Below are 19,054 nucleotides of genomic sequence, written 5' to 3'. Positions count from 1 at the left end.
TGCCATGATCATGGCAAATATATGCACGAGAATTATGTCTGACCTTGCGTCAGATCGTGCTTGAACTGAGGCGTCATCCACAAGTGCCTTTCACTGATTTCTTGCCGGGAATCGGCTTCTCGGCTAGTCAAGGGCCATGGGACAAAATCTTTTACCGCCCGGTGGCGGCGACGACGACAGCATCCTTCCGGTCGATCTCAAGGCGGCGCTCGAAGAGCGCTACCTGGCCTATGCCTTGTCGACGATCATGCATCGCGCTCTGCCGGATGTTCGCGACGGCCTGAAGCCGGTCCATCGCCGTATCGTTTATGCGATGAGCGAGATGGGCCTGCGCCCCACCGCCGCTTTCCGCAAATGCGCCAAGATCGTCGGCGAGGTGATGGGTAACTATCACCCGCACGGCGACCAGTCGATCTATGACGCATTGGCCCGCCTGGCCCAGGATTTCTCGCAACGCTATACGCTGGTCAACGGCCAGGGCAATTTCGGCAATATCGACGGCGATAGCCCCGCCGCGATGCGCTACACCGAATCCAAGATGACGGCAGTCTCGGAACTGCTGCTCGAAGGCATCGACCAGGATGCCGTGGATTTCCGCGACACCTACGACGAGTCGAATTCGGAGCCGGTCGTCCTGCCCGGTGCTTTCCCGAACCTGCTCGCCAACGGCTCCTCGGGCATCGCTGTCGGCATGGCGACCTCGATCCCGCCGCACAATGCCCACGAACTTTGTGACGCGGCGCTGCATCTGATCCGTGATCGCGACGCAACCGTGGAAAAACTGGTGGAGTTCATCCCCGGCCCGGATTTCCCGACCGGCGGCATTATCATCGACGATCGCGACAGCATCATCGAAAGCTATAGGACCGGCCGCGGCGGTTTCCGCGTCCGTGCCAAGTGGGAAACGGAAGATCTCGGCCGCGGCGGTTATCAGATCGTCATTACCGAAATTCCGTTCCAGGTGCAGAAATCGCGGTTGATCGAAAAGATCGCCGAGCTGCTTCTGGCGCGCAAGCTCCCGCTGCTTGAGGACGTTCGCGATGAATCCGCCGAGGACATCCGCGTCGTCCTGACGCCGAAGAGCCGCACCGTCGACCCGATGATCCTGATGGAATCGATGTTCAAGCTGACGGAGCTGGAAAGCCGCTTTCCGCTGAACATGAACGTTCTCTCCATGGGCCGCATCCCGAAGGTCATGGCGCTGAACGATGTGCTGAAGGAATGGCTGGATCATCGGCGGGAAGTGTTGTTGCGCCGTTCGCGCTTCCGGCTCGCGGCCATCGAAAAACGCCTGGAAATCCTCGGCGGCTTCCTGATCGCCTACCTCAACATCGATGAGGTCATTGCCATCATCCGCGAGGAGGATGAGCCGAAACCCGTGATGATGGAGCGGTTCGGCCTAACGGACAATCAGGTCGAAGCGATCCTCAACATGCGGCTGCGCTCCTTGCGCAAGCTCGAAGAATTCGAGATCCGCAAGGAATTCGACGGCCTGACCAAGGAAAAGGCCGATATCGAGGCTTTGCTCGCCTCCGACGACAAGCAGTGGCAGACAGTCGCGTGGGAAATTGGCGAGGTGAAGAAGAAATTTGCGAAAGCGACCGAGATCGGCCGCCGCCGCACGCAGTTCGCCGAAGCGCCTGAGGCCGACGACGCTGCGATCCAGCAGGCGATGATCGAGAAGGAACCGATCACAGTCGTCGTTTCGGAAAAGGGCTGGATTCGTGCGCTGAAGGGCCACATCTCCGATACATCGACGCTCACCTTCAAGGAGGGTGACGGGCTGAAGGTGGCATTCCCTGCGCAGACGACGGACAAGATTCTGATCGTCACGACCGGCGGCAAGGCCTACACGCTTGGCGGCGACAAGCTGCCCGGCGGTCGTGGTCACGGCGAGCCGCTGCGTATCATGGTCGACATGGAAAACGACCAGGACGTGCTGACCGCCTTCGTCCACGATCCGCAGCGCAAGCAACTGGTCGTCTCGACCGCCGGCAACGGCTTTATCGTGCCGGAAGTGGAACTGGTCGCCAATACCCGCAAGGGCAAGCAGATCATGAACCTGACGACGCCGGATGAGACGAAACTGCTCGTGCCGATCTCGGGCGATCACGCCGCCGTCGTCGGCGAGAACCGCAAGATGGTGGTGTTTCCGCTGTCCCAGATCCCGGAAATGTCGCGCGGCAAAGGCGTGCGCCTGCAACGCTACAAGGACGGCGGCGTCGGCGATATCAAGTGCTTCGCCATAGCCGATGGCCTGACCTGGGAAGACAGCGCCGGCCGCACCTTCACCAAGACCAGGGACGAACTGACAGAATGGCTTGCCGAACGCGCCTCGGCCGGGCGCACGGTGCCGAAAGGCTTCCCGAGAAGCGGCAAGTTTTCGGGGTGAGGAGCGGTCGGCGTAACCGACGAAACGCCCGGTGGGGCGTTTCGAGGGACGAACGCCCTGAGCTTGAGCGAAGGGGTGGGGCAGAAGATGAGCCATCAGCCCGCATAGGGAATGCAGACGTCTCTGAAGAAACGGATAGCGCTTTCTTCATCAATTTCACCGGCGGCTATGGCAAGAACAAAGCTGTAGAGATTAGCGTCCGTTGTCTGGATCTCGTAACCATTGTCCATGAGAAAGATCGCAGCCGCCACGATGGCGATACGCTTGTTGCCATCAACGAATGCATGGCTTTTCTCCAAGCCAAACAGATAGGCTGCTGCAAGTTCGATAACATCGTCGCTGCCGTACTGAGCTTTGTTGATAGGACGCGCCAATGCGGATTCGAGGGCACCTTCGTCCCTTAACCCGTACGAGCCTCCAAATCGTTTGATTTGTATCTTGTGCAACTGTTCGACGAGCGTTCGCGTCAGGAAAATAATAGGCATTATTCTGCCAATTTTTTCAGCGCCACTTTGTATTGATCCATGAAACGCTGCGCATGTTCCATTTGACGCGCAAAATCTGCGTCCGTAGGCTGCAGGCGCAGTTCGCCATCTTGCATGCTGAGTTCCAGCGTGTCGCCGGCTTCAAGACCCATACGATCAAGAATTTCTCTAGGAATAATGACCCCTTCGGAATTGCCAATCTTGCGGATCACGACGTTCATGGTTCTGCTCCCTATGTAATAACATTGTTATAACATAGGACCCTTGCGGTCACAACACGGCTCACCCCGCCGCCATCACTCTCGCTCTCACCCGTGCCCGCCACAACGAATGCGCCGCAAGCGCCACGATCAGCACCAGCCCACCCGCAAGCGTCATGTCGCTTGGCGCTTCGGCGAAGATCAGCCAGACCCAGATCGGTGCCAGGATCGTTTCCAGCAGATAGAACATCGCCACTTCCGGCGCCGAGAGAAAGCGTGTGCCGGTGGCGAGGCACCAGAAGGAGAGGGGCATCAGAACTGCGCCGTCGAGCAGGATCCAGCCGGGATGATCGATGGCGATGCCCGAAGGCATGACATGATAGAGTCCGACTGCGGCAGGGACGATGGCGGACAAGAGAGAGGCGAAGCCCATATCCCTTCGCGAGGCGCGGCCGATGGTAATGGCGCAGGCGATGAAGAAAGACGCTAGAACCGACAGTGCGTCACCGAGGAAATGGCCGCCCTCCATGCCGTCCCACACGATCAGGCCGACGCCGAAGATCATCGCGATCATGGCGACGATGGTGGAAAGAGCGGGGCGTTCCCTTAGGAAAATCCAGGAAAGGAGCGCAGCGAACATCGGGTTGAGAGCGATGATGAACACCACATTCGCCGCCGTCGTATAGTAGATGGCGAGGAGAAAGGTGATGGTCGTCAGGCCGTAGAAAAGGCCGACGGGAAGCCCGATCCAGCCCGGCAGCGTATTACGCAGTGATCCGGTGACGCGGCGGATGACGATCAGGGCGGCAAGCGCGACGACGATCGTCGCAATGCTGCGCACCGACAGGACGGACCAGACGTCGCCGCTCGAAAGCCGGATCAGCGGGATGTCCATCGACAACGTGAGACCGCCGATTGAGGTCAGCAGCAAGCCTTTTCTGTGATCCGGGAGATGGGAGAGCATTCAGCGAGGGGGATCTAGGATGGCATCTGCGGGATTGAAGCGCTCCCAACCGCGCGGCGTCAGATGTTCCTGCGGCTGAAACCGCGTCTTGTAGTCCATCTTACGGGAGCCCTTGACCCAATAGCCGAGATAGACATGCGGCAGCCCGAGCGCCTTGGTCCGCTTGATATGATCGAGGATCATGAAGGTGCCGAGCGAGCGTTGGTCGAGATCGGGATTGAAATAGGAATAGACCATCGACAGCCCGTCGCTCATCACGTCGGTCAATGCTGCCGCCAGCAGCTCGCCTTTGGGCCGCTGCTCCAGCCCGGAGCCTTCCTCGCGCCGACGATATTCGATGATGCGGGTGTTGACGTGGGTGTCTTCGACCATGATCGCGTAGTCGAGCACTGTCATGTCGGACATGCCGCCCTGCTGATGACGATAATCGAGATAGCGGCGGAAGAGGGAATATTGCTCGCTGGACGGCTGCGCCGGGAATTCGGTGGCGATGATATCGCTATTCGACGACAGGACGCGCTTCATCGACCGGCTGGGTTCGAATTCTTGAGCGAGAATACGAACGGAAATACAGGCACGGCAGGATTCGCAAGCGGGGCGGTAGGCGATGTTCTGCGAGCGACGAAAGCCGCCCTGGGTCAGAATGTCGTTCATCTCCGCCGCGCGCGGCCCGACGAGATGGGTGAAGACCTTGCGCTCCATCTCCCGCGGCAGGTACGGGCAGGCAGCCGGTGCCGTCAGATAAAACTGCGGGGATGGCGTCGACTGCGTGTTCATCTGCCGTTGATTAACCTTCCGTTCGGCATTCGACTCCTCACAAGCATGGCCCAAGTTTAGAAAACGTCAACTATGTCCTTTGTCCAAGGCCATAGTTTCCCAGCTTCTTCAGAAGCAAGCGGGCTTTCTTATGATGATGGGGACGACCAAACCGTTGGGTATGAGGTTGAGTGGAATAACCTTGGTTTACGCCGTTCGGACGATGACCGTGCCGAGCAGGAGATCATGCACCAGGCGGCTGCGTTCGATGAATAGGCCTGCAAGCAGGATGAGGGGTGTTAGCACGGAGTTCAGGATCCAGAACAGTGCCAAGTGTACGATCGCGGTGAGAAAATCCATCGGCCGGCCATCGATCCGCACCATGGCGATGCCCATGGCGCGCATACCGAGCGAGGCCTGATGCGGTCCGCCGAGCGTCCAGCCGAAATAGAGACCCGCGACGATGAGGAAGAGGGCAGGATAGAGCACGAAGCCCAGCCCAAGCGTCAGGACGGAGACAAAGAACAATACCACCGCTGCCGGGATGCAAAGCAAGCCGACGATGACATAGTCGAGAATGAAGGCGAAGATGCGCCGGCTCAGCACACCACTATAGGCGCGCCAGTCGTCCGGTGCTGCATAAAGCGGGGTTGGATTGAGGCTCATTGTCTTTCTCCTTCGCGCATAACCCTTTCTATCGCTCCGATGAAAAGGCTTATGCGCAGCCTAAAGATCCCACTGCATTCCTTGCGCGTTCGATAGGGTGCGCAGGCAGCAGGGAAACATTTGCCGAACATATGGTGTGAGGTCCGGCAAATGCAATAAGCTTTGTGGCCGGGAATTACCTCTTTGCCAGCAGTCTTGCCACTTCCGGTGCGAAATAAGTGAGAATGCCGTCACAGCCCGCCCGCTTGAAGGCGAGCAGCGTTTCCAGCATCACCCTTTCGCCATCGATCCAGCCATTGGCTGCGGCGGCCTTGACCATCGAATATTCACCGGAGACCTGGTAGGCGAAGGTCGGCAGGCCGAAAGCCTCTTTCAGCCGCCAACAGATGTCGAGATAGGGCAGGCCGGGCTTGACCATCAGCATGTCTGCGCCCTCTTCGACGTCGAGCGCGGCATCGCGCACCGCCTCGGTGCCGTTGGCCGGATCGATATAATAGGTTTTCTTGTCGCCCTTCAGCAGGCCGCCCGTCGAGATCGCCTCGCGATAGGGGCCGTAGAATGCGGAGCTGAACTTGGTGGCATAGCTCATGATGCTGACGCTCTGGTGACCGGCGGCGTCGAGCGCGCGGCGGATGAAACCGATGCGCCCGTCCATCATTTCCGAGGGCGCAATGATATCGGCGCCGGCATCGGCCTGATAGACGGCGGCGCGCGCCACCTGTTCCACGGTCTCGTCATTGACGATTTCGTTGCCGCGCAAAATGCCGTCATGTCCGTGGCTGGTGAAGGGGTCGAGGGCAACATCGGTGATGACGCCGATATTCGGCACGGCCTTCTTGATGGCGGCGGTGGCGAGATTGATGAGGTTGTTTTTTTCCAGACTGTTCGAGCCGGTCTCGTCGCGCAGCTCCATTTCGATGTTCGGAAAGGTGGCGAGCGCGGGGATGCCGAGATCGGCTGCTTCCTTTGCCGCTTCTACGGCCTTGTCGACCGTCAGCCTGAAGACGCCGGGCATGGCGGGGATCGGTTCGGCGATGCCGCTGCCGGGGATGAGAAAGATCGGCCAGATCAGGTCGTCGACGGTCAGGCGGTTTTCCTGCACCAGGCGGCGCGTCCAGTCGGCCTTGCGGTTGCGCCGCATGCGCCGGTGCCCGGTGATCTCGTCAACAAGATGCGTCTTGTCCTGCATGGTGCCGCCATCCTTTTTAGTCTATCTATGGCCTCAATTGGTGAGCAGCGTACCTATCACGCTGTCCCCCGGAAACAAAACCCGGCGAAAGGCCGCAGCTATTATAGCGCTGGCGAGCCTTTGGCCTTCTACTTATTGTCTGCGCATGGAACCCGATTCTCCGACCATACCCAAGAATACGCTGACCGACATTCTGTTCGTATTGTTCCTGCGGCTGATTGCGATCGCCTGTTTCTGGCTTGGCCTGCAATATTGGTCGATGCTGGTCGGCTATTCGCTGGACGGCCAGGCGCGTTTCGATCTCCTCAACCTGCCCTGGAAGGTGGCGGGCGCCGGGCTGGCCGTCGTCTTCCCGGTCGCCGCCCTCGGCCTATGGCTGACGGTCTCCTGGGGACCGGTTATCTGGGTGCTGGCGGCTGGCAGTCAGGCGCTGATGTATGGCCTCTGGCCACAGATTTTCGGCTCCAATCCGTTGATCGTCATCCTGCATGCAGGCGTCGCCGTGCTCTACTGTATTTTCCGCATTTTGCTCTGGCTGGAGAAGCGCCGACGCGAACAGCAGGTAATGGTTGATTTACCCTGAGACACCAAGAGTTTCTGGTAAGGTGCTGTTAAGCCTGCAGTTTAAGTAGAATTTTATGTGTATTCGATAGGGTCTCACTCAAGGCGGGAAGAAAACGACACCGCCAAACAAAACAGTGAGGCCAAGTCATGATGAACACGAAAATCAAGCCGCAGGCAGTTGCGAATGCTCGGGACCAGCAGATCGAAGATATCCGTGGTCTGTATATGGAATCGCTCCACTTGGTGGAGCGTCTCCACCGCCGTCTCCTCGATGTTATCAAGGACGAGTTCGACCGCCAAGGCCGCGACGACGTCAACGCCGTCCAGGCGCTGCTCCTTTTCAACATCGGCAATTCCGAACTGACCGCCGGCGAGCTGCGCTCCCGCGGTTTCTACCTCGGCTCCAACGTTTCCTATAACGTCAAGAAGCTGGTCGACCTCGGCTTCATCAACCATCAGCGCTCGCGCATCGACCGCCGCTCGGTCCGCATCAGCCTGACGGAAACCGGCCAGGACATCGCCGAAACCGTCGCCAAGCTCTACGAGCGCCACATCGCCTCCATCGACAAGGTCGGCGGCATCGGCACGGACGAGTTCACCCAGATGAACAAACTCCTGCAGCGCCTCGACCGCTTCTGGAACGACCAGATTTTGTATCGCCTGTAATCTGCTAGGCTGGCATTCCCTCCAGCTTGTTAGAACCTCCGGACTGGCGCAAAAGGGCGCAACGGTGCTTGAGAAGGCGCACCGTTGCGCCCTTTGCGTGCCAGCGTCAGAACGGGATATCGTCGTCCAAATCACGAGAAAAGCCACCGTTGGAAGGTCCCTCAATGCGCTTCGGTGGTGGAGGTAATTTTTTCCGTTCGGCCGGGGGAGGCAACTGGTTCTGCTCAGGCTCGCTTTCCTTGGCGTTGCCCATGATGGCCTGAATACGCCGCAGAAGTTCGTTGATGGGCTTCAGAGCATTGGTACCCTTGTCAACCACACCAATGATGTCGATAGCCATGAGCGTGGCGTTGTCAAAGCGTGTGCGCACTCTATCCACGTCCGCCTCGAAGGCGTTGAGCTTGTTGAATAGAGAGTTTCGCTTGCGGTCCTGCAAGTCCGCGCTCGTCAGTATCTCGCGGATTTCCCGAATGAGGCTGTGTATGCGCTCCTTGTCCTCGGGACTGAGTTGCACCGAGTAAACCTTCGTTACCCGAGATTTCCTGACCTTCACCTCCATGATGTAACGTTTCAGGGCGCGGTCAAAGCTCGTGAAGGCGGGATAGATATCATCCCAGTCGTCGGGAATCGTCCACTCCTCAAAGCCAGAAATTTCGAGGCCCTGCGCGACGCCAAGCATGGTGTTCATGAACTCGACGGCCGCCGCGCGGGTGTCCTGCACGTCGTAGGTCTGCTCCTGATATTCTTTGTTGGCCCGCTCATAGAGCCGGACGAAAGCAACTTCGGGATCATCAGGAAGGTCATCAAATTCAGGAAAGTCGTTCATCCATACCCCTCTTGTTGACAAGAAGGTAAGAAACGACAGTTTCCAGCACAATACCGGAAACAACTAACTCACAAGACAACTGAGCTTGCGGCTCTCAGTGAGGATGGGCAGCACATGTACTGAGAAAGACCGCTGCTTGCACTCTCTTTGCTTCCTGATCGCCTTTCGGCTGTGCTCGTTCCGAGCAAAAGATCCCACATCGGCTGTGCGCTTTTTGCCACGCCCCCGCCGCGACGTTGCGATGCACACCATGTATGCTGCATCTGCGCCATTGACGCGAGATCCGCACGCGCTATGAAACACAATCATTTGGTGGTATTTTAGCAACGCAAAATGGAGTTTCTTCCGCTACGGCAGGTGAACGCAAGTTTCATGCCGGGCGACACGAATTGGCCATATTGCTATGACAGCGGAAACGAACGGCAAACGGCGCTTTTCAAGTCTTGATCTTCATGCCTTAGGGCTTTGGGCTCGCAATATTGTGATGGTCCGGAGCGAAGTTTTAGTGTGCGCTAAGGCAACGGATTGACACAGAGCTGCGTTACTTGGCGCGAGCTGCAGTGATTTACTGCTTTCTCTCTTGGCTGCGGATAATTGGGCCGCAGCGTCGAACGGTGGGATATGTCGAAGAAAACCGGAATTGAACCCTTCTCGCGCCGCTCCTTCCTGCGGTCTGCGGCAACTTTTGGCGTGGCCGCTTTGGCAGCCCCGGCTTTCGCACAGGACCAGACGCCTCTCGATGCGCTGATCAACAATCGCGCCCGCGGCAACTGGGACGATCAGTTTGATGCGAAGGCCGCCGCGCGCACTGCCGCAGCGGTTGTTTCCAACACGCCGATCCTCGGGCCCGATTCCGTACCGAACATCCAGCAGGCGATCGCCCAGTATCAGAGCATCGCTGCCGGTGGCGGCTGGCCGCAGATCAATCCTGGCGAGCAGCAGCTTCAGCTCGGCGTCACCGACGGTTCCGTACAGGCGCTCCGCCAGCGCCTGATGGTCACCGGCGACCTGCCGAAGGAAGCCGGCATGTCCTCGGCATTCGATTCCTACGTCGATGGCGCCGTCAAGCGCTTCCAGGCTCGCCACGGCCTGCCGCCGGACGGCGTTATCGGCGAATTCACGCTGAAGGCGATGAACATTCCCGCCGAGGTCCGCCTGCAGCAATTGAACACCAACCTCGTTCGCCTGCAGACGTTCCCGTCCGACCTCGGTCGACGTCACGTCATGGTCAACGTTCCGGCGACCTATATCGAAGCCGTTGAGGACGGTCAGGTGGCGCTGCGTCACGAGGCGATCGTCGGCCGCATCTCACGCCCGACGCACCTCATCAATTCCAAGATCTACGAGGTCATTCTCAACCCGTACTGGACGGCGCCGCGCTCGATCGTCGTCAAGGACATCGTGCCGCTGATGCGCAAGGATCCGACCTACCTGACGAAGAACAATATCCGCCTGCTCGACGGCAAGGGCCAGGAAGTTGCGCCTGAGACGATCGACTGGAATTCGGACAAGGCGCCGGACCTGATGTTCCGCCAGGATCCGGGCAAGAACAACGCCATGGCATCTACGAAGATCAACTTCCACAACCCCAACAACGAATATATGCACGACACCCCCGAACAGGGTCTGTTCAACAAGCTGATGCGCTTTGACAGCTCGGGCTGCGTGCGCGTGCAGAACGTGCGCGATCTGACGAACTGGCTGCTTGCCGAAACGCCGGGCTGGCCGCGCCAGCATATCGAGCAGGTCATTTCCACTCGCGTCAACACGCCAATCACACTGGCGACGGAAGTTCCGGTCTATTTCGTCTATATCTCCGCTTGGGGGGCTGGCAACGGCATCGTTCAGTTCCGCGACGATATCTATCAGCTCGACGGCAATTCTCAGCTAGCGCTGGATACGACACAGGGCATGGAGCAGCCGGTTCAATAATCCGGCGCCATAGCGACGACAGTCTCAGAAAGCCGCGTCCTCGGATGCGGCTTTTTTCTTTGCTGGGGACCTCCATCGTAGAATGCTCAGCAAATGTCGCTGATCGTATTGCTCTCGGGCTACCCTGACGCTAATACCGTCTCCATTGCCGTTCCGGCCTGTTCAGGAGCTTCCACGATGACCAATGCTTCCACCGAACCTTTCTTCAATCGCTCGCTCGCCGATACCGATCCGGAAATCTTTGGCGCGATCGGCAAGGAGTTGGGTCGTCAGCGGCACGAAATCGAATTGATCGCCTCGGAAAACATCGTCTCGCGCGCCGTATTGGAAGCGCAGGGCTCGATCATGACGAATAAGTACGCTGAAGGTTACCCGGGCAAGCGCTACTATGGCGGCTGCCAGTTCGTCGATATCGCCGAAGAGCTCGCCATTGAGCGCGCCAAGAAGCTGTTCGGCGTCAACTTCGCCAACGTTCAGCCGAATTCCGGTTCCCAGATGAACCAGGCCGTCTTCCTCGCGCTGCTGCAGCCGGGCGACACCTTCATGGGCCTCGACCTCAATTCGGGCGGTCACCTGACGCATGGTTCGCCGGTCAACATGTCCGGCAAGTGGTTCAACGTCGTTTCCTACGGCGTGCGCGAAGGCGACAACCTTCTCGACATGGATGAAGTGCAGCGCAAGGCCGAGCAGCACAAGCCGAAGCTGATCATCGCCGGCGGCACCGCCTATTCCCGCATCTGGGACTGGAAGCGCTTCCGCGAGATCGCCGATAGCGTTGGTGCTTACCTGATGGTCGACATGGCCCATATTGCCGGCCTCGTTGCCGGCGGCCAGCATCCGTCGCCGTTCCCGCATTGCCACGTTGCAACGACCACGACCCACAAGTCTCTGCGCGGCCCGCGCGGCGGCATGATCCTCACCAATGAAGAGGATCTGGCGAAGAAGTTCAACTCGGCCGTTTTCCCCGGTCTCCAGGGTGGCCCGCTGATGCACGTCATCGCCGCTAAGGCCGTAGCGCTCGGCGAAGCACTGCAGCCGGAGTTCAAGGACTATACGGCGCAGATCGTCAAGAACGCCAAGGCTCTTGCCGAAACGCTGATTTCCGGCGGTGTCGATGTCGTCTCCGGCGGCACGGACAACCACCTGATGCTGGTCGACCTGCGCAAGAAGAACGCCACCGGCAAGCGCGCCGAAGCTGCCCTCGGCCGCGCTTACGTGACCTGCAACAAGAACGGCATCCCCTTCGACCCGGAAAAGCCTTTCGTCACCTCTGGTGTCCGCCTCGGCACGCCGGCCGGCACGACGCGCGGCTTCAAGGAAGCTGAGTTCCGCGAAATCGGCAATCTCATCATCGAAGTGCTCGATGGCCTGAAGGTCGCCAACTCCGATGAAGGCAATGCCGCCGTCGAGGCCGCAGTGCGCGAGAAGGTGGTCAACCTCACCGGCCGCTTCCCCATGTACGGCTACATGGGCTAAGGAGAGCGCATGCGCTGCCCTTATTGCGGTTCGGAAGATACGCAGGTCAAGGATTCGCGTCCGGCGGAGGACAATACGTCCATCCGCCGGCGGCGTATTTGTCCGGATTGCGGCGGCCGCTTCACCACCTTCGAGCGTGTGCAACTGCGCGAGCTGATGGTCATCAAGAAGACCGGCCGCAAGGTGCCTTTTGACCGGGATAAGCTGGTGCGGTCCTTCGAAATCGCACTGCGCAAACGCCCGGTCGACCGCGATCGCATTGAGCGTGCCGTCTCCGGTATCGTCCGCCGCCTGGAAAGCTCCGGCGAGACGGAAATCAGTTCGGAGCAGATCGGCCTGCAGGTGCTTGAAGCCTTGAAGAGCCTCGATGATGTCGCCTTCGTGCGCTATGCTTCCGTTTATCGTGATTTCTCGCATGCGGAGGATTTCGAGCAGGTGATCACCGAGATCAACGCCAAGATCGCCCGCGATCCGCTGGATCCCTGACCATGGCGCTCCGGCCTGAAGACGAGCGTTTCATGGCCGCGGCGATCCGTCTGTCGCGCACGCATCTGGGGCTTACCTCCACCAACCCGTCCGTCGGATGTCTGATTGTCAAGGATGGTGCTGTCATCGGCCGCGCCGTTACCGCGCTTGGCGGTAGGCCGCATGCCGAGCCGCAAGCTTTGGCCGAGGCCGGCGAAGCGGCGCGGGGCGCCACGGCCTACGTCACCCTCGAACCCTGTTCGCACCACGGCAAGACGCCGCCCTGTGCCGAGGCGCTCATCGCCTACGGCGTCGCCCGCGTCGTCATCAGCGTCACCGATCCCGATCAGCGTGTTTCCGGCCGCGGCATCGCGCTGCTGCGGCAGGCGGGGATCGAGGTCGATGCCGGTATTCTCGAGGAGGAGGGCAGGCGTGCTCTTGCCGGCTACCTCATGCGCCAGACGAGAAAACGGCCGTATGTGACTCTCAAACTTGCTGTTTCGGCAGACGGGATGATTGGCAAAACCGGCGAGGGGCAGGTGCGCATCACCGGCGATATCGCCCGCGCCCAGGTGCAGGTCCTGCGCGCCGAAAGCGACGCGATTCTTGTCGGCATCGGCACGGCGGTGGCAGACGATCCGGAATTGACCTGCCGTCTGCCGGGGCTAGAAAGCCGTACGCCATTGCGTATCGTCATCGACGACCAGCTTCAGCTTCCGCTTGGCAGCAAGCTCGTGAAGACGGCTGAGCAATATGGGTTGATGATCGTCGCCGGCGATCCGCCGCCATTCGATGAAAACACTGACAAGGCCTTCATGGGCCGCCGCGCCGCGCTGGATGCCGCCGGCGCTGAAGTGCTGCAATCCAATTCCGGCGAGCTGGGGGAGTTGGTTGAAGCGTTGGGTACGCGCGGCATCTCTTCTTTGCTGGTCGAAGGCGGGGCAAGGACAGCGCAACGCTTCCTTGATGCCGACCTCGTCGACCGCATCCTTCTGTTTCAGGGGCCGGCTACGATCGGCGAGGGCGGTATTGAATCGCCGATCACGAAGACCAATATCCCACCCAGTTTCAGGCATATCCGCGCGAGCCGGTTTGGCGATGATCGCTGCGACGAATTTGAAAGAGGTTTTTGATGTTTACCGGAATTGTCACCGATATCGGCAAGATCGAATCTATTTCCCCTCTCAAGGAAGGCATCAAGCTGCGGGTCGCCACCAATTACGATCCGGCAACAATCGATATGGGTGCCTCGATTTCCCATTCCGGCGTCTGCCTGACGGTGACGGGCCTGCCGGAAGTCGGCAGCAACGGTCGCTGGTTCGAAGTCGAGGCCTGGGAAGAGGCCCTGCGGCTGACCACCATTGCCACCTGGCAGGCTGGTAGCCATATCAATCTCGAGCGCTCGCTGAAGATCGGCGATGAGCTCGGCGGCCACATCGTCTCGGGCCATGTCGACGGTAAGGCCGAAATCCTGTCGGTGACGGCGGAGGGCGACGCCACCCGCTTTCGCCTGCGCGCTCCGGCGCATCTCGCAAAATTCGTTGCTCCTAAGGGCTCGATCGCTCTCGACGGCACGTCGCTCACGGTAAACGCCGTCGACGGCACGGATTTCGACGTGCTCCTGATCCGCCACACTCTGGAGGTCACCACCTGGGGCGAACGTAAGGCCGGCGATTTCGTCAATTTCGAAGTCGACACCATGGCCCGCTATGCCGCACGGCTGGCGGAATTCCCGGTGGCGCGGGAAAGCTGATTGTAAGTTTCTCGTGGCCCCAATCTCCGCGGTTGATTCCGCCACTACCGCTCGAACATGACGTTCGGTTTGTCCTTGTAGAAGACTTCACCGATCCGGCGGAAGCCGACTTTTTCGGCGACGCGCAACGATGCCCTGTTTTCTGGATCGACGATGCAGGTCATGCGTCGGCCGGGGAATGTGTCGTCGGCCCAGGCGATCGCCGCCTTGACGGCTTCCGTTGCATAACCTCTGCCCTGCAGCGCTGGTGTGATCCCCCAGCCGGTTTCCAAGGTCCCCTCCGTAGTGGTCGGGTGCATGTCGCGATGCAGGTCGAGGAAGCCGACTTCGCCGATGAAGCGGCCGCTCTGACGTTCTTCGACGGCGAAGAAACCGAAGCCAAGGTGGTGCCACATGCCGGCATAACGCAACAGGCGCGACCAGGCCTGTTCACGCGTCGACGTCTCGCCGCCGATGTAGCGGACAAGATCTTCCTGCGTCCAGAAGGCGGTATATTCTTCGAAATCCTCCAGCCGGTGCGAGCGGAGGATGAGGCGTTCGGTCATCAGCGTCGGAATTATGGTCATGGCGGGAGCGGCTTCCTTCCTGTCTGCCGTTTCTGCGTTCATATGCATCTGTTTATGCTCCCGGCTCGCCGTCCCAATAATCCACGGCGCCGTCTTCGCGCCCGATGAAGCTGAAGCGCCGCGGCGCCTCGCCGGGGCGATTGGTTTTCGCCATGAACTTGCCGGAGTCGGGATATTCGACGATCTCCGTCCTGGCTTTGGTTGAGATGACGAGATAGATCAGCACGCTCGGGCCGATATTGATGAGCTGATGGGCAGTTTCCTGGCCGCCGGCGGGCGCTCCGAGGACATCGCCTTTCGCAACCAGGAAACGTTCGCTCCCGAAGCGATATTCGCCTTCGCCCTCTAAAATGACGAAGAGCTCTTCCTCGACGTGATGATTGTGAAATGGACAGCCGGATTTGCCGGGCGGCACTTCATTGTAGCTGATGCCAAGATCCTTCAGCCCGAGCAGTGCGCCGAAGGAGACATCGCTGCCGGCAAAAAAATCTCCCTGCTGCCAATGATCGAGGTGTAGCTCGCCGAGGTTGACAGCGCATCTGGTTTTTTCTGTCATCAGGTTCCTCCCTGCCAGTAGCAAATTATTAGCGAAGCGAGTGAGCTGGCGGAAGATACAATTTCTGGCACGGATCAATGTTCCTCAAATCCGGATTAGAATTGGCGCAGGCATCCGAAAAACACTTGCCAAGCGCGGCCCGCCGTGGTTTGACCCGCCCTTATCAAGGTGCTGCCCGCCCTCTCATTTAGCAGGTGACGTATGTCCAGCTCTACCAATGCCCACATCCTCATCGTTGAAGCCCGCTTCTACGATGACATGGCCGACGCTCTTCTCGACGGCGCCAAGACCGCGCTCGAAGAAGCCGGCGCGACCTATGACGTCGTCACCGTGCCCGGCGCCCTGGAGATTCCGGCCGCCATCGCCATGGCACTTGACGGCGCCGACAACGGGGGCACCGAATATGACGGCTATGTCGCCCTCGGTATGGTCATCCGCGGCGAGACCTATCATTTCGACATCGTCTCCAACGAATCTTCGCGTGCGCTGATGGATCTGGCCGTCAGCGAATCTCTGGCGATCGGCAACGGGATCCTGACGGTCGAAAACGACGATCAGGCCTGGGTGCGCGTGCGCCGCTCGGACAAGGACAAGGGTGGCTTTGCCGCCCGCGCAGCGCTGACGATGATCGCGCTGAAACAAAAGTTGGGTGCATAAGTTCATGAGCAATCAGGATAACGAGCGACCGGCAAAGACCGCGAACCAGCGGGGGGCAGCACGCCTTGCCGCCGTTCAGGCGCTCTATCAGATGGATATCGGCGGTACCGGCGTGTTGGAGGTGGTAGCCGAATACGAGGCACACCGTCTCGGACAGGAGCTGGACGGCGAGACCTATCTGAAGGCCGACGCATCCTGGTTCCGTTCCATCGTCGCCGGTGTCGTGCGCGAGCAGACCCGGCTCGATCCGCTGATCGGCTCCGCCCTGCAGGACGATTGGGCGCTGTCGCGTCTCGACAGCACCGTGCGTGCCATCCTGCGTGCCGGCACCTTCGAGCTTCTCGACCGCAAGGACGTGCCGGTCCCGGTCATCGTCACCGAATATGTCGAGATCGCTCACGCCTTTTTTGAAGAGGATGAGCCGAAGCTCGTCAACGCCGTGCTCGACCGAATCGCCAAGCAGGTTCGCAGCGAAGCCAAGAAATAAGGCCCGACGTCAGGCCGGCGCTTGATCCCTGCCGGTTTCGTTTCTTTCGCTCGCGCCTGATTTCACCAAGCGACATTCTTTTGAACTTCCATCGGGTGTTTTACCCGCGGGCGGTCTTGACGCGACGTTTTCCCAAACGCAATCTCCCCTTGCACATTTGCCGACCCCCTTGGGAGGAGGGGGCAGGCCATTGTCGCGGGCGGCCGGAGGGGGAGTGAACCGCCGGCTTTTTTGGAGGGAAAAAGCGAAATGTCGATTCTGTTAGGTGTTATCGCGTGCGGACTGCTCTCGGTGATCTACGCCGTCTGGGCAACCCGGTCGGTGCTGTCAGCCGACCAGGGCAATGCACGCATGCAGGAGATTGCAGGCTATATTCGAGAAGGCGCGCAAGCCTATCTGGCGCGTCAATACAGAACCATTGCCATTGTCGGCGTCATCGTTTTCATCCTGGCCTGGCTGCTCCTGTCGGGCGAAGCCGCCATCGGTTTCCTGATCGGCGCTATCCTGTCGGGTGCCGCCGGTTTCATCGGCATGCATGTCTCCGTGCGCGCCAATGTCCGCACCGCACAGGCCTCCTCGCACAGCCTGTCGGCCGGTCTCGACATCGCCTTCAAGTCGGGCGCCATCACCGGCATGCTGGTCGCCGGCCTCGCTCTGCTCGGCGTCTCCATCTATTTCTACGTGCTGACGGGTGTTCTCGGCCATGAGCCGGGCTCGCGCGACGTCATCGATGCGCTGGTGGCGCTCGGCTTCGGCGCCTCGCTGATTTCGATCTTCGCCCGTCTCGGCGGCGGTATCTTCACCAAGGGCGCCGATGTCGGCGGCGACCTCGTCGGCAAGGTGGAAGCCGGCATTCCCGAGGATGACCCGCGCAATCCCGCCACCATCGCTGACAATGTTGGCGACAACGTCGGAGACTGCGCCGGCATGGCCGCCGACCTCTTCGAAACCTATGCAGTCTCCGTCGTGGCGACCATGGTTCTCGCAGCGATCTTCTTCGCCGGCACGCCAATTCTCGCCTCCGCGATGATCTATCCGCTGGCGGTCTGTGGCGCCTGCATCATCACGTCGATCATTGGCACTTTCTTCGTCAAGCTCGGCGTAAACGGCTCGATCATGGGCGCGCTCTACAAGGGCCTGATTGCCACGGGCGTTCTGTCGATCATTGGTCTTGCGGCCGCCACGTCTGTGACCGTCGGCTGGGGTTCGATCGGCGCTACCGCAGGTTTCGAAGTCACCGGCACGAGGCTGTTCTTTTGCGGTATCGTCGGCCTGATCGTCACGGCGCTGATCGTCGTCATCACTGAATATTATACCGGCACCAACAAGCGCCCGGTCAATTCCATCGCCCAGGCCTCGGTCACCGGCCATGGCACCAACGTGATCCAGGGCCTCGCCGTTTCACTCGAATCGACGGCACTGCCGGCAATCGTCATCGTCGGCGGTATCCTTGCCACCTATCAGCTCGGCGGCCTGTTCGGCACCGGTATCGCGGTCACCGCCATGCTCGGTCTCGCCGGGATGATTGTTGCGCTGGACGCCTTCGGTCCGGTCACCGACAATGCCGGCGGCATCGCCGAAATGTCGCATCTTCCGCCGGAAGTGCGCAAATCGACCGACGCGCTAGACGCAGTCGGTAACACCACCAAGGCGGTGACGAAGGGTTATGCCATCGGCTCGGCCGGCCTCGGCGCTCTGGTGCTCTTTGCCGCCTATTCGAACGACTTGAAATATTTCGCAGCCCATGGCGATCAGTTCCCCTATTTCACGAATGTGGGCACGATATCCTTCGATCTCTCCAACCCTTATGTCGTCGCCGGCCTGTTGTTTGGCGGCCTGATTCCCTATCTCTTCGGCGGCATCGCCATGACCGCCGTCGGCCGCGCGGCTGGCGCGATCGTCGAAGAGGTGCGTAAGCAGTTTCGTGAAAAGCCGGGCATCATGAAGGGTACCGAGCGCCCCGATTACGGCCGCGCTGTCGACCTTCTGACCAAGGCTGCCATTCGCGAGATGATCATTCCGTCCCTGCTGCCGGTACTGGCGCCGATCGTCGTCTATTTCGGCGTGCTGTTGATCTCCGGCTCGAAAGCCTCGGCATTTGCCGCGCTCGGCGCCTCGCTGCTGGGCGTCATCATCAACGGCCTGTTCGTCGCCATTTCCATGACGTCGGGCGGCGGTGCCTGGGACAATGCCAAGAAGAGCTTCGAAGACGGTTTCGTCGATAAGGACGGCGCGCGTCACCTGAAGGGCTCGGAGGCGCACAAGGCTTCCGTCACGGGCGACACCGTCGGCGATCCCTACAAGGACACAGCCGGTCCCGCCGTCAACCCGGCAATCAAGATCACCAATATCGTCGCGCTGCTGCTGCTTGCCGTTCTCGCCGGATAAGGGCGAGGGCTGAACAAATGAAAAACCCGCGAAGCCTGCGCTTCGCGGGTTTTTTGATGGGGTATC

Annotated in this window: 20 protein-coding genes; 11 read left to right on the top strand and 9 right to left on the bottom strand. The window is 59.8% G+C overall.

The annotated features are described in order from the left end of the window. The first annotated feature begins 136 nt into the window (after positions 1-136). Entirely contained in the window at positions 137-2,392 is a 2,256-nt protein-coding gene (gene parC, locus ACXHXG_RS00895) for a DNA topoisomerase IV subunit A (protein WP_283049901.1), read from the top strand. Positions 2,393-2,487: 95 nt separating this feature from the next. Here the strand turns inward: parC and ACXHXG_RS00890 are convergent, their stop codons facing one another. The 6 genes from ACXHXG_RS00890 to hemB all read right to left on the bottom strand — a co-directional run bounded on the left by ACXHXG_RS00890 (position 2,488) and on the right by hemB (position 6,652). Then, positions 2,488-2,877 (bottom strand): type II toxin-antitoxin system death-on-curing family toxin, encoded by a 390-nt coding sequence (locus tag ACXHXG_RS00890; protein WP_457898231.1) that lies wholly within the window; start codon positions 2,875-2,877, stop codon positions 2,488-2,490. Continuing rightward, positions 2,877-3,098, bottom strand: a complete 222-nt coding sequence (locus ACXHXG_RS00885; RefSeq protein WP_104822610.1) for an AbrB/MazE/SpoVT family DNA-binding domain-containing protein — start codon at positions 3,096-3,098, stop codon at positions 2,877-2,879. Before ACXHXG_RS00885 ends, ACXHXG_RS00890 begins: the two co-directional genes overlap by 1 nt. A 61-nt stretch (positions 3,099-3,159) precedes the next feature. After that, positions 3,160-4,041 (bottom strand): DMT family transporter, encoded by an 882-nt coding sequence (locus ACXHXG_RS00880; RefSeq protein ID WP_457898230.1) that lies wholly within the window; start codon positions 4,039-4,041, stop codon positions 3,160-3,162. Next, positions 4,042-4,818, bottom strand: coding sequence for an arginyltransferase (locus ACXHXG_RS00875; protein WP_457898229.1), 777 nt, complete (start codon positions 4,816-4,818; stop codon positions 4,042-4,044). 186 nt (positions 4,819-5,004) lie between these two features. Then, on the bottom strand, positions 5,005-5,463 hold the full coding sequence (locus tag ACXHXG_RS00870; protein WP_457898228.1) for an RDD family protein: 459 nt from the start codon (positions 5,461-5,463) through the stop codon (positions 5,005-5,007). Positions 5,464-5,638: 175 nt separating this feature from the next. Continuing rightward, positions 5,639-6,652 (bottom strand): porphobilinogen synthase, encoded by a 1,014-nt coding sequence (hemB, locus tag ACXHXG_RS00865; protein WP_457898227.1) that lies wholly within the window; start codon positions 6,650-6,652, stop codon positions 5,639-5,641. 145 nt (positions 6,653-6,797) lie between these two features. On the opposite strand from hemB, the gene ACXHXG_RS00860 reads away from it, so the two are divergent. Then, positions 6,798-7,235, top strand: coding sequence for a DUF6163 family protein (locus ACXHXG_RS00860; protein ID WP_283049909.1), 438 nt, complete (start codon positions 6,798-6,800; stop codon positions 7,233-7,235). 131 nt (positions 7,236-7,366) lie between these two features. Continuing rightward, on the top strand, positions 7,367-7,882 hold the full coding sequence (ldtR, locus tag ACXHXG_RS00855; protein WP_028753315.1) for a transcriptional regulator LdtR: 516 nt from the start codon (positions 7,367-7,369) through the stop codon (positions 7,880-7,882). Positions 7,883-7,988: 106 nt separating this feature from the next. Here ldtR and ACXHXG_RS00850 read toward each other — a convergent pair whose 3' ends face one another. Continuing rightward, positions 7,989-8,708: a hypothetical protein gene (locus tag ACXHXG_RS00850; RefSeq protein WP_457898226.1), complete on the bottom strand. Its 720-nt coding sequence runs from the start codon at positions 8,706-8,708 to the stop codon at positions 7,989-7,991. Between the two features lie 621 nt (positions 8,709-9,329). Here ACXHXG_RS00850 and ACXHXG_RS00845 point away from each other — a divergent pair. The 5 genes from ACXHXG_RS00845 to ACXHXG_RS00825 all read left to right on the top strand — a co-directional run bounded on the left by ACXHXG_RS00845 (position 9,330) and on the right by ACXHXG_RS00825 (position 14,334). Beyond that, entirely contained in the window at positions 9,330-10,640 is a 1,311-nt protein-coding gene (locus ACXHXG_RS00845; RefSeq protein ID WP_283049910.1) for a L,D-transpeptidase family protein, read from the top strand. 177 nt (positions 10,641-10,817) lie between these two features. After that, positions 10,818-12,116 (top strand): serine hydroxymethyltransferase, encoded by a 1,299-nt coding sequence (glyA, locus tag ACXHXG_RS00840; RefSeq protein WP_104822617.1) that lies wholly within the window; start codon positions 10,818-10,820, stop codon positions 12,114-12,116. Between the two features lie 9 nt (positions 12,117-12,125). Beyond that, entirely contained in the window at positions 12,126-12,602 is a 477-nt protein-coding gene (nrdR, locus tag ACXHXG_RS00835) for a transcriptional regulator NrdR (RefSeq protein WP_028753312.1), read from the top strand. A gap of 2 nt (positions 12,603-12,604) precedes the next feature. Continuing rightward, positions 12,605-13,714: a bifunctional diaminohydroxyphosphoribosylaminopyrimidine deaminase/5-amino-6-(5-phosphoribosylamino)uracil reductase RibD gene (ribD, locus tag ACXHXG_RS00830; RefSeq protein ID WP_457898225.1), complete on the top strand. Its 1,110-nt coding sequence runs from the start codon at positions 12,605-12,607 to the stop codon at positions 13,712-13,714. After that, positions 13,714-14,334 carry a riboflavin synthase gene (locus ACXHXG_RS00825; RefSeq protein ID WP_457898224.1) on the top strand — a complete coding sequence of 207 codons (621 nt, stop codon included), beginning with the start codon at positions 13,714-13,716 and terminating at the stop codon, positions 14,332-14,334. The genes ribD and ACXHXG_RS00825 overlap by 1 nt, the downstream gene beginning before the upstream one ends. Positions 14,335-14,378: 44 nt before the next feature. Here the strand turns inward: ACXHXG_RS00825 and ACXHXG_RS00820 are convergent, their stop codons facing one another. Together ACXHXG_RS00820 and ACXHXG_RS00815 are read right to left on the bottom strand one after the other, a co-directional pair. Beyond that, positions 14,379-14,900, bottom strand: a complete 522-nt coding sequence (locus tag ACXHXG_RS00820) for a GNAT family N-acetyltransferase (protein ID WP_457898802.1) — start codon at positions 14,898-14,900, stop codon at positions 14,379-14,381. 52 nt (positions 14,901-14,952) lie between these two features. Then, on the bottom strand, positions 14,953-15,456 hold the full coding sequence (locus ACXHXG_RS00815) for a cupin domain-containing protein (protein WP_104822621.1): 504 nt from the start codon (positions 15,454-15,456) through the stop codon (positions 14,953-14,955). 201 nt (positions 15,457-15,657) lie between these two features. On the opposite strand from ACXHXG_RS00815, the gene ACXHXG_RS00810 reads away from it, so the two are divergent. The 3 genes from ACXHXG_RS00810 (at position 15,658) to ACXHXG_RS00800 (ending at position 18,988) form a co-directional block, all read left to right on the top strand. Then, positions 15,658-16,113: a 6,7-dimethyl-8-ribityllumazine synthase gene (locus tag ACXHXG_RS00810; protein ID WP_104822622.1), complete on the top strand. Its 456-nt coding sequence runs from the start codon at positions 15,658-15,660 to the stop codon at positions 16,111-16,113. Between the two features lie 4 nt (positions 16,114-16,117). Continuing rightward, positions 16,118-16,600 (top strand): transcription antitermination factor NusB, encoded by a 483-nt coding sequence (gene nusB / locus ACXHXG_RS00805; protein WP_104822623.1) that lies wholly within the window; start codon positions 16,118-16,120, stop codon positions 16,598-16,600. 249 nt (positions 16,601-16,849) lie between these two features. Further along, complete coding sequence (locus ACXHXG_RS00800) at positions 16,850-18,988, top strand: sodium-translocating pyrophosphatase (RefSeq protein WP_283049917.1); 2,139 nt, start codon at positions 16,850-16,852, stop codon at positions 18,986-18,988. Positions 18,989-19,054 lie beyond the last annotated feature (66 nt).

Source organism: Rhizobium sp. LEGMi-198b, from assembly GCF_054114205.1.
The sequence above is the reverse complement of the archived record's forward strand: the minus strand, read 5'-3'. Positions and strand labels throughout refer to the sequence as shown.

Excerpts from the sequence above, each read along its gene's own strand:
- parC (WP_283049901.1), top strand. The coding sequence starts at position 137 with ATGGGACAAAATCTTTTACCGCCCGGTGGCGGCGACGACGACAGCATC.
- ACXHXG_RS00890 (WP_457898231.1), bottom strand. The coding sequence starts at position 2,877 with ATGCCTATTATTTTCCTGACGCGAACGCTCGTCGAACAGTTGCACAAG.
- ACXHXG_RS00885 (WP_104822610.1), bottom strand. The coding sequence starts at position 3,098 with ATGAACGTCGTGATCCGCAAGATTGGCAATTCCGAAGGGGTCATTATT.
- ACXHXG_RS00880 (WP_457898230.1), bottom strand. The coding sequence starts at position 4,041 with ATGCTCTCCCATCTCCCGGATCACAGAAAAGGCTTGCTGCTGACCTCA.
- ACXHXG_RS00875 (WP_457898229.1), bottom strand. The coding sequence starts at position 4,818 with ATGAACACGCAGTCGACGCCATCCCCGCAGTTTTATCTGACGGCACCG.
- ACXHXG_RS00870 (WP_457898228.1), bottom strand. The coding sequence starts at position 5,463 with ATGAGCCTCAATCCAACCCCGCTTTATGCAGCACCGGACGACTGGCGC.
- hemB (WP_457898227.1), bottom strand. The coding sequence starts at position 6,652 with ATGCAGGACAAGACGCATCTTGTTGACGAGATCACCGGGCACCGGCGC.
- ACXHXG_RS00860 (WP_283049909.1), top strand. The coding sequence starts at position 6,798 with ATGGAACCCGATTCTCCGACCATACCCAAGAATACGCTGACCGACATT.
- ldtR (WP_028753315.1), top strand. The coding sequence starts at position 7,367 with ATGAACACGAAAATCAAGCCGCAGGCAGTTGCGAATGCTCGGGACCAG.
- ACXHXG_RS00850 (WP_457898226.1), bottom strand. The coding sequence starts at position 8,708 with ATGAACGACTTTCCTGAATTTGATGACCTTCCTGATGATCCCGAAGTT.
- ACXHXG_RS00845 (WP_283049910.1), top strand. The coding sequence starts at position 9,330 with ATGTCGAAGAAAACCGGAATTGAACCCTTCTCGCGCCGCTCCTTCCTG.
- glyA (WP_104822617.1), top strand. The coding sequence starts at position 10,818 with ATGACCAATGCTTCCACCGAACCTTTCTTCAATCGCTCGCTCGCCGAT.
- nrdR (WP_028753312.1), top strand. The coding sequence starts at position 12,126 with ATGCGCTGCCCTTATTGCGGTTCGGAAGATACGCAGGTCAAGGATTCG.
- ribD (WP_457898225.1), top strand. The coding sequence starts at position 12,605 with ATGGCGCTCCGGCCTGAAGACGAGCGTTTCATGGCCGCGGCGATCCGT.
- ACXHXG_RS00825 (WP_457898224.1), top strand. The coding sequence starts at position 13,714 with ATGTTTACCGGAATTGTCACCGATATCGGCAAGATCGAATCTATTTCC.
- ACXHXG_RS00820 (WP_457898802.1), bottom strand. The coding sequence starts at position 14,900 with ATGACCATAATTCCGACGCTGATGACCGAACGCCTCATCCTCCGCTCG.
- ACXHXG_RS00815 (WP_104822621.1), bottom strand. The coding sequence starts at position 15,456 with ATGACAGAAAAAACCAGATGCGCTGTCAACCTCGGCGAGCTACACCTC.
- ACXHXG_RS00810 (WP_104822622.1), top strand. The coding sequence starts at position 15,658 with ATGTCCAGCTCTACCAATGCCCACATCCTCATCGTTGAAGCCCGCTTC.
- nusB (WP_104822623.1), top strand. The coding sequence starts at position 16,118 with ATGAGCAATCAGGATAACGAGCGACCGGCAAAGACCGCGAACCAGCGG.
- ACXHXG_RS00800 (WP_283049917.1), top strand. The coding sequence starts at position 16,850 with ATGTCGATTCTGTTAGGTGTTATCGCGTGCGGACTGCTCTCGGTGATC.